Origin of the sequence: Mycobacterium sp., from assembly GCF_049683935.1 — a bacterium.
Taxonomy (GTDB): Bacteria; Actinomycetota; Actinomycetes; order Mycobacteriales; family Mycobacteriaceae; genus Mycobacterium.
Genome location: NZ_JBAUJR010000413.1, coordinates 1 through 9,627 on the forward strand (window position 1 = coordinate 1; position 9,627 = coordinate 9,627).

Annotated in this window: 6 protein-coding genes and 1 pseudogene; 3 read left to right on the forward strand and 4 right to left on the reverse strand. The window is 67.9% G+C overall.

The genetic code is table 11. The annotated features are described in order from the left end of the window. The 3 genes and pseudogenes from WA965_RS23430 to WA965_RS23440 form a co-directional block, all read left to right on the forward strand. Positions 1–1,099 (forward strand): annotated as a pseudogene (locus WA965_RS23430) (AAA family ATPase); the annotation flags it as partial. Between the two features lie 41 nt (positions 1,100–1,140). Then, positions 1,141–2,676 (forward strand): GMC family oxidoreductase, encoded by a 1,536-nt coding sequence (locus WA965_RS23435; protein ID WP_526294376.1) that lies wholly within the window; start codon positions 1,141–1,143, stop codon positions 2,674–2,676. Between the two features lie 115 nt (positions 2,677–2,791). Further along, the gene (locus WA965_RS23440) at positions 2,792–4,048 is read left to right on the forward strand and encodes an alpha/beta fold hydrolase (protein WP_526294375.1); all 1,257 of its coding nucleotides are present in this window, start codon (positions 2,792–2,794) and stop codon (positions 4,046–4,048) included. Here the strand turns inward: WA965_RS23440 and oppA are convergent. The 4 genes from oppA to oppB are packed head-to-tail and all read right to left on the reverse strand — an operon-like array spanning position 4,038 to position 9,500. Continuing rightward, a complete protein-coding gene (oppA, locus tag WA965_RS23445; RefSeq protein ID WP_526294374.1) occupies positions 4,038–5,750 on the reverse strand; it encodes an oligopeptide ABC transporter substrate-binding protein OppA in 1,713 nt (570 codons plus the stop codon). The genes WA965_RS23440 and oppA overlap by 11 nt on opposite strands. Before the next feature lie 11 nt (positions 5,751–5,761). After that, positions 5,762–7,597 (reverse strand): oligopeptide ABC transporter ATP-binding protein OppD, encoded by a 1,836-nt coding sequence (oppD, locus tag WA965_RS23450; RefSeq protein WP_526294373.1) that lies wholly within the window; start codon positions 7,595–7,597, stop codon positions 5,762–5,764. Further along, positions 7,594–8,526, reverse strand: a complete 933-nt coding sequence (gene oppC / locus WA965_RS23455) for an oligopeptide ABC transporter permease OppC (protein WP_526294372.1) — start codon at positions 8,524–8,526, stop codon at positions 7,594–7,596. Before oppC ends, oppD begins: the two co-directional genes overlap by 4 nt. Next, the gene (gene oppB, locus WA965_RS23460; protein WP_526294371.1) at positions 8,523–9,500 is read right to left on the reverse strand and encodes an oligopeptide ABC transporter permease OppB; all 978 of its coding nucleotides are present in this window, start codon (positions 9,498–9,500) and stop codon (positions 8,523–8,525) included. Before oppB ends, oppC begins: the two co-directional genes overlap by 4 nt. Positions 9,501–9,627: the final 127 nt, after the last annotated feature.

Here is a 9,627-nt window from a genome sequence, read left to right on the forward strand (position 1 = left end):
AGCCCGGTCCGTGCTCTGCGCGGTGACCGGGGCCGACACGCTGGAAGACATGCGGTCGCGGCTGTCGGTGTTGCAGGCCGCACTGCCCGCCGAGGACGGGCTGTGGGACCCCGCCACGGGCGGACCGCAGGATTCCGCCACGCTGCGCGCTGAACTCGACGAAGCGACCGCGGCACACCAGCAGGCCGTTCGGGGCTGCGAGACGCATCGGAAGGTGGCTGAAGAGGCCGCCAAGCTGCTCGCTCAGCGTGGGCTCCATGCCGCCCGCGCCAAGGAGAAGCTGGAGGCGGCACAGACGGAGCTGGACGTCGCGGGACAGCGCCTCGCCACCCAACGCGGAGCCGTCGGAGACGATCAGCTCGCCGTCAAGGCCGAGGCGGACGGCGAGATGCTGGCCAAGGCGCAGGGGTTGGTGGCCCAACTCGCTGACGAACTGGCCCAGCACCAGCCCGCCGCGGTCACCGCTGAACTCGAGAACGCCGAGCGCGACGCCGCGGGGGTTCAGGTGCGTCACGAACAGGCTGCCGAGGCGCTGCGCGAGGTCGCCACTCAGCTGAAGGTGTACGGCACCGAGGGCCGTAAGGGCAGGTTGGACGTCGCCGAAACCGAACGTGAGCACGCCGAAGGTGAATACCGGAGGGTGCAGCGCCGGGCCCGCGCCGCAGAGCTGCTCAGGTCGGTGATGGGCCGGCACCGCGACACCATGCGGCTGCGCTACGTCGACCCGTTCCGCGGTGAGGTCGAACGGTTGGGCCGTCTGGTATTCGGCGAGACCTTCGAGGTGGACGTCGACAGCGAGTTGCGCATCGGGCACCGCACCCTGTCGGGACGGACGGTGCCGTACGAGTCGCTGTCGGGCGGAGCCAAGGAGCAGTTGGGTATCGTCGCACGGCTGGCCGGAGCCGCGCTGGTGGCCAAAGAGGACAGTGTGCCCGTGGTGATCGACGATGCGCTCGGCTTCACCGACGCCGAACGGCTGACGAAGATGGCCGAGGTGTTCGACGCCGTCGCCGGCGACAGCCAGGTCATCATCCTGACGTGCAGCCCGCAGCGTTACGGCGGCATCCGCAGTGCACAGCACATCGAGTTGAGCGCCTAGATCGACAGATTCGCCGCTGCCTCCTGTTTAGACTCCGGGACGTGGACGCCGATTACGTCATCGTGGGAACGGGCTCTGCCGGGGCTGTCCTGGCCAACCGACTCAGCGCCGATCCCTCCGTGCGGGTCGTCGTGCTCGAGGCGGGCATGCGCGACAAGGACAAGTTCGTCCACATCCCCGCAGGCTTCGCCCAGTTGATGCGCGGTCCGCTCGACTGGAACTACATGACCGAGCCGCAGCTGGGTCTTGCGGGACGACAGATCTACTGGCCCCGCGGCAAGATGCTAGGCGGCTCGTCGTCGATGAACGCGATGATGTGGGTGCGGGGGTTCGCCGCCGATTACGACGAGTGGGGCGAGCACGCGGGCGAGGAATGGGACCATGCCCACCTCGAGCCGTACCTGCGACGCATCGAGTCGGGGCCGCTTGTCATCTCGCGCCAACGCAGCCCGCGGGCGTCGACCGCGGCGTGGCTGACCGCCGCGCAGCAATGCGGGTACCCGGTCGAGGAACCGAATCAAGCTGAACCGCAAGGGTTCTGCGAGACACGCGTCACCCAGCGTCGGGGCTCCCGATGGAGCACCGCCGACGCCTACCTGAAGCCGATCCGCAAACGCAGGAACCTGAAGGTGATCACCGAGGCCACGGCAACCCGGGTGGTGTTCGCCGGCGACCGGGCCATCGGTGTCGAGTTCGACGGCACGCGCGGCCGCACGGTGGCCACCGCGCGGCGCGAGGTGGTGCTGTGCGCGGGAGCGATCAACACCCCGCAGTTGCTGATGCTCTCCGGGATCGGGGACCACGACCAACTCAGCGGGCACGGCATCGTCAGCGTTGCGCACTCGCCGGAGGTGGGCGCCAACCTGCTCGACCACCTCGTCATACCACTGGGTTTCGACGTCCCTCACGACTCGCTGTTCGCGGCACAGAAGCCGCTGGAACTGCTCAACTACTTCGTGCGTCGTCGCGGCATGCTCACCTCGAACATCGGAGAGGCCTACGGCTTCATCAAGAGCCGTCCCGACCTGGCACTACCGGATCTGGAGCTGATCTTTGCGCCCGCACCGTATTTTGACGAAGGAATCGGCGACCCCTACGTCGGCCATGCCGTGGTGATGGGTCCGATCCTGCTCAAGCCGCAGAGCCGGGGAACCATCACCCTGCGCACCGCCGACCCCCATGACAAGCCGCTGGTCGATCCGCGGTATCTGACCGACGACGCCGGCGCGGACCGGGAGGCGCTGATGGCCGGTCTGCGGGTGTGCGCCGACATCGCCCGCGCCCCGGCGCTGCGGGGCACCATCGGAAGGATCGCCCGTCCGCTGGACGCGACTGATCTTGACGATGAAACGCTGGTCAGGGCAATGGAATCCCTGTCCCACACGCTGTACCACCCGGTCGGCACCTGCCGGATGGGCAGCGATGACGCCAGCGTCGTCGATCCCCAGCTACGGGTCCGCGGCGTCAAGGCACTGCGGGTGGCCGATGCCTCGGTGATGCCGACGATCATCCGCGGCCACACCCACGCTCCCAGCGTGCTGATCGGCGAGAAGGCCGCCGACCTCATCCGCGGCTGATCCGTTCTTCCGCGAGTGCGCGTGTCTGCACGCCCCCGCTCGGCGTGTTGCGTACAAACGAGCGCGCTCGCCGCCGTCGAGAGCGCGCATCCTGCCGGCATGCACAATGAACGAGATGACGATGACCGCCTCACGGCGCCGGGCACATGACAAGCTGGCCTCGCTGGCCGGTGTGCGCCCGATCCGCAGGCCGGTCCGCCGCGGCAGCGACGAGGAGTTCGATCTCTACTACGTGCGGACCGGTCGCAAATCCGCCCATCCACTGGTGGTCATCCCCGGCGGCCCAGGTGCGGCATCGATCGCGCTGTACCGGGCGCTGCGGCGGCACGCAGCCATCGACGGTCTCGACGTCATCATGGTCGAGCACCGTGGGGTGGGCCTGTCCCGTCACGATGACGCGGGCCACGATCTACCCCCGGAAGCGCTCTGTGTCGACATGGTCGTCGACGACGTCGCCGCAGTGCTCGACGACGCCCAGGTAGATCAAGCCGTCGTCTACGGAGCGTCGTACGGCACCTACCTGGCCGCCGGCCTCGGCCTACGACACCCGGCACGGATCCACACGATGGTGCTCGATTCGCCACTGCTCTCAGCTGACGACATCAACGAGGTCCGGACGCAGATCCGCCGGGTGCTCTGGGAGGGCGTGGTGCCCGACGATGCCGACCTCGCGGCCAAGGTGCGCCGTCTGGTCTCCGATGGCGTTCTCGATCCGACGGCCGTGCTGCGGGCCGCGGACATGTACGGCATCGCCGGGCCTGAGGTGCTGCGCCGTCAGCTGGATCTGCTCCTGGCGGGCCACGACTGGCTTTGGGCCGCAGTGGGTCTGGGCACCAGACTGCTGCTGGAACGCCAAACTCCGTACCATCACGAGCCCGACCTCGTCGAGCGCATCGCCTACCGGGAACTGAACTACGGCGCCGAACCCGACGGCGGACCGCTGGATCCCGCGGTCGCCTTTCGGCAGATCGCCAGTGGGGACGTCGATTTCATCGCCGAACCCTACGACCTGGTGTCGGCGATGCCCGGCTTCTCCTGGCCCACCGCGGTGATCTCCGGGGGGCGCGACCTGACCACACCGCCTGCGGTGGCGCGCCGCATCGCCGAGCTGATACCTGATTCGGTGCTCGTCGAACTCCCGAGTGCCGGACACAGCATCCTCGACACCCGTGAGCAGGCGGCGCTGCAGGTCTGCCTGGCGGCCAGTGGCGGCCAGGTTCACGAACTCGGTTCCCGTTCGGCGGAATTGGACGGGCTACCGGCAAATCTGACGATTCGGCTCCTGGTCCGCGGCATCAGTTTCGCGGCCAGAGCCGAGTCGGTGGTACCCGATGCGGTGCCGCGGGTGATCCGCCAGACCCCTACTCCATGAAGCCGATCGCGGAGTAGTTCAGGCTTCCGATGCCGGTCGGGCCATAGTTGGCGAGGTTGCTTCGCACGGCGAGGTTGCCCGGCGACTGGAACAGCGGCAGGCTGAACCCGACATCCCAGATCATCTCGTCGAGCTCGTTGGCCAGGGTGCGTGCCTTGGCGGGGTCGAGTTCTGACAGGGTCTGCTCGATCTTTGCGTCGATCTCGGGGCTGCCGATGCTTCCAAAGTTGCTCTCCCCGTTGGAGGCATAGATCTGTGTCAGGCTGGCCAACGGGAATGCGTCACCGCCCCAGGCGAACTGGGCGATGTCGAAGTTTCCCGGCGTCACGTACTCACTGAACAGTGTGCCGCCCGCGACAGGGATCAACTGGAGCTCGACGCCGACCTGGGCCAGATTGTTCTGCGCGATCTGCGCGATCTGACGAGTGCTCTGGGCGTCGTAGAACACATCGCGAATCGTCAGTCGTCGGCCGTCCTTCTCGCGGAACTGGCCGTTGAGTCGCCAGCCCAGCGCATCCAGCTCGCGCTTGGCCGCCTCGGCGTCGAAGCCGATGCTGTTGTCCTGGTAGCCCTCCTGGCCCGCCAGGTAGATGTGGTTGTTCAGTGGCGCCGGGTTGTCGGTCAGGCCACGCTGGGTGATCGCCGCGATCGCCTGCCGGTCGATGCCCTTGGTGACCGCGGCCCGGAGCGCGGGATCGGACAGGATGGAGCCCTCGGCGCCGTTGAACGTGAAGTGGTACCAACTCGGGGCCGGCGCGCGTCGGATCGACACCCCGTCGGTGCGGCGGGCGATCGCCATGTCGTCGATCGTCTGCATCGCGACCGCATCGAGCGCATTGTTCTGCAGGGCCGGAAGCCGGGCGGCGTCGTCGAGCACCGTGTAGGTGACCGAGTCCAGCACCGCCGGTGTGCCCCACCAGTCCGGGTTGCGGGTCAACGTGATTCGCTGGGCGCCGCGGTCCACCGCGGTCATCATGAACGGTCCGGCCGACGGTCCCGGGCCGTTGAGGAAGCCGCGGTTGAAGGCCTCGGGATCCTGGGTCACTTCCTTGGGGAAGAGCATCGCGTTGCCGGCGAACATGCCCCGCCAGTCGGCGAAGTGGCTGGCGAACGTGATGACCGCCTGCCGGTCGTCGACGCCCTTGGTCACCGACGCGACTCGCTCACTGCCGTTGGGGGAGGCGAACAGGTAGGCGTCGTCCTTGCCGCTGGTGGCGTTGATCTGGGCTGCGAAGTCCTCCCAGGTGATCGGCCGGCCGTTGGACCATGTCGCTTGCGGGTTGATCGTGTATGTGACGACCTGTGGTTCGGTGCTGGTCAGCTCGACGCTGGTGAAGTAGTCGCTGTTGACCGTCATCTCCCCGTCGGGCTTGATGAAGAACGCACGCGGCATGGTCCAGCGCTGCACCAGACCGAACTCCGTATTGCCGTCGATGTGTAGGTAGTTGAAGTTGTCCGGGAAGCCCGACAGCGCAAGGCGCAGGTTGCCTCCCCGGCGCAGCGTGCTCGGGTCCTGCGGGTTGATGTCGGCGGTGGCGCCGATCTCGGCGTTGCCGCCCGCGGACGGGACCTCGGTGTCGCCGCTGGAGCACCCGGCCAGCACCAGGGCGGCTGTCAGGGCGATGCCGAGCAGTCGCAGAGGTCCACGCTTGAACGAGGGATCGTGCGACGTCGTGTCTGCTCGCGGCCTCAGGTAGGTCATGCCGACCGACTTTAACTGTGATCGGCCGGTGGCTGCGGAACCGCCGCCAGCAACGTGCGGGTGTATTCGTGGCGTGGATCGGCGAAGACCTGCTCACTGTCACCCTGTTCGACGATCTTGCCCTTCTGCATCACCGCCACTCGATGGGCGAGATGCTTGACGACCGACAGGTCGTGGGACACGAACAGATACGCCAATCCGAACCGCTCCTGCAGGTCCAGCAGCAGGTTGATGATTCCTGCCTGGATGGACACGTCGAGCGCCGACACCGGTTCGTCGAGCGCCAGGATCTTCGGCTGCAGCGCCAGCGCCCGGGCGATGCCGATGCGCTGCTTCTGCCCTCCGGAGAACTCGGCCGGGTACCTTCCGGCGTCCTCACGGCGCAATCCCACCACGGTGAGAAGCTCGCCGACCCGATCCTCGGTGTCGAGTTTGTCGAAGCCGTTGGCGTGCAACGGCTCTGCGAGGACGTCGAAGACCGGGAGCCGAGGGTCCAGCGAAGCGACAGGATCCTGGAACACCACCTGCAGGTTGCCCCGGAGTGCTTTCCTGGCGCGCCGGTCCAACGCCGCGACGTCGACGCCGAGCACCTCGATGGTCCCGTCCTGCGGGGCGGTGAGTTCGAGGATCTGGTGCAGCGTCGTCGACTTGCCGGACCCCGATTCGCCGACGATGCCCAGCGTGCGGCCCTGTCGCAGCTCGAAGCCGACGCCGTCGACCGCCCGCACCTCGCCGATGCGGCGGCGCAGCACCACTCCCTTGGTCAGCGGGTATGTCTTGACCAGACCGTCGACACGCAGCACCACCGCCTCGTCGAGGGCATCGGTCTCCGGTGTCGGAGCCGCGGACACGCCGTAGATATCGGCCGCACTGCGGTCGGCGACCTGGTCGTTCCTGATGCACGCCACCAGATGGCCGGATGCGACCGTCTCCAGGTCCGGCTCGGCCTCCCGGCACGCGTCGACGGCGAGCGGGCACCGTGGGGCGAACGGGCAGCCCGGGGGCAGTGCCACCAGCGACGGGGGAGCGCCCGGGATCGGCACCAGGCGGGTGCCCTGGGGTGCGTCCAGTCGGGGGACCGAGCCCAGCAGTCCCGCCGTGTAGGGCATCCGACGGCTGCGGTAGAGATCGGCGACCGGAGCCGTCTCCACGGCCCGGCCCGCGTACATCACCAGTGCGCGGTCGGCGAATTCGGCGACAACGCCGAGATCGTGGGTGATGATCAGCACCCCCGCGCCGGTCACGTCGCGCGCAGTGCGCAGCACGTCGAGGATCTGCGCCTGCACCGTGACGTCCAACGCGGTGGTGGGCTCGTCACAGATCAGCAGATCGGGGTCGTTGGCGATCGCGATGGCGATGACCACGCGCTGGCGTTCGCCGCCGGACAATTCGTGTGGGAACGCACGGGCCCGCCGCTCGGGCTGGGCGATGCCCACGAGTTCGAGCAGTTCGATCGCGCGGATGCGTGCGGCCCGCTTGCCGGTGTCGCGGTGGTGGATCTGAATCGCTTCGGCGATCTGGTCACCCACGGTGTAGACCGGCGTCAGCGCCGACATGGGGTCCTGGAACACGGTCCCGATCCTGTTTCCGCGGATGCGCGACATCCGCTGATCGGACAGTCCCAGCAGTTCGTCGCCGTGCAACCGGACCGAGCCGGCCACCTCGGCGTACTCGGGCAGCAGTCCGACGACGGCCATCGCGCCCGCAGATTTCCCGGCGCCGGATTCACCCACCAGTGCCACGACCTCGCCGGCGTCGACGTGGTAGTCCAGCCCGCGCACGGCCGCGACGCGTTCGGCGTCGGTGGGAAACGTCACCGTCAGGCCGCGCACCTCGAGCAGGCTCATCGCGGCCCTCTGCTCTTCGCGCGAGCGCTCATCGCCCGCCCCTGCCGGGAGCGCCGCGGAGCGGGCCGCGCGCCCGGATCCAGCGCGTCCCGCAGTCCGTCGCCGATCAGGTTGGCGCACAACACGATCAGCACCAGCACCCCGGCCGGGAACAGGAACACCCACGGGAAGGTCGTCACCGACCGGGTGCCGTCGGCGATCAGCGTTCCCAACGACACATCGGGTGGCTGCACCCCGAAGCCCAGGAAGCTCAGACCGGTCTCCGCGAGGATCGCGATGCCGACGTTGAGCGCGGTGTCGATGATCAGGATCGAGGCCACGTTGGGCAGGATGTGGCGGACGATGATGCGCCAGTGACTGACGCCCATATACCGTGCAGCGACCACGAATTCGCGCTCACGCAGGCTCATCGTCATGCCCCGGACCATGCGTGAGCTGATCATCCAACTGAACACCGCCAGCAGCAGGATCAGCCACAGGATGGTGCCGGACTCCCGCGTGCGGGGGGTGACGATCGCGATCAGGATGAAGCTCGGGATGACGAGCAGCAGGTCGACGATCCACATCGCGGTCCGGTCCCGCCAGCCGCCGAAGTAGCCGGCGATCGCACCGACAGTGGCCGCGATGATCGTCGAGATGAACGCCACGCACACCCCGATCAGCAGCGACTTCTGCATCCCGCGCAACGTCTGCGCCAGCAGGTCCTGGCCCAGCGCGTTGGTGCCGAACCAGTGCGTGGTGGTGGGGGGCTGCTGCAGCGCGTAGTAGTCCAGATCGCTGTAGGAGTAGGGCAGCAGCGGTGGGATCGCGTAGCAGCCGACCAACAGCACCGCCAACACGATCAACGACACCACTGCGGGCCTGTTGCGCAGGAACCGGCGCAGCACGAGGGTGCGCCGGGACACGAACTGGTACTCGGGCGCGCTCACGAGACCCGGACCCTGGGGTCGAGAACCGCGTAGAAGACATCGGAGAGCAGTCCCGCGAGCAGGATCGTCGCCCCGGTGAACACCGTGATCGCGGCGATGATGTTGGTGTCCTGGGTCGCGACGCCCTGGATCACCCATTCACCCATGCCGTGCCAGCCGAAGATCTTCTCGACGAACACCGCACCGGTGACCAGGGCACTGACGCCGTAGGCGAACAGCGTGGCCATCGGGATCAGCGCGGTGCGCAGGCCGTGTTTGAACAACGCGCGGCGCCGGGTCAGACCCTTGGCCCGCGCCGTCCGGATGAAGTCCTGCCCCAGCACGTCGAGCATCGCGTTTCGCTGATAGCGGCTGAACCCGGCGATGGACGCCAACGCGAGGGTGAAGGTGGGCAGCACCAGATGCTGCAGCCGGTCGACGAACTGCGGCCAGGCGCCGCCGACCGCATCGGGGGATGTCTCGCCGGTGTACTCGAACACCTGCATGCCGAGGATCGAGTTCACCTTCAGCGCGCCCAGGATCAGCAGGTTGGCGATCACGAAGGTGGGCGTGCTGAGGATCAGCAGCGAAGTCACGGTGATCACCCGGTCCGACACCCGGTACTGGCGGATCGCGCCCCACGCGCCCACCACGACCCCGATGACGGTGCCCACCACCGATCCGATGAGCACCAGTCGCAGGCTGACACCGATGCGTCGCCACAGTTCCTCGGTGACCGGTTGGCCGGTGACCGTGGTGCCGAAGTCCCCCTGAACAGCCCCCGACACCCAGTTCGCGTAACGCAGCGGAATCGGTTTGTCGAGGTCCAGTTCGGCGGCCTTGGCGTCGATGACGGCCTGCGGAGGTCGCGGGTTGCGTTCGAGCAGGCTGTCGAGCGGCTCGAACGTCAGCGAGGTCAGGCAGAACGTGAGGAACGACGCCAGACCGAGCAGCACCACGTAGTTGAGGAACCGGCGCGCGAGAAAACGGGTCACCCGGTGACTCCGCCGATGCGCCGCATCCGGACAGGTTATGAGAAATGTGTTGATACAGCCCGTCAGGGTGGCCCCGGCGTGGCTGACCAGCTATCGCGGCGGCGGGGTCCCGGGGTCGGCCGGCCCC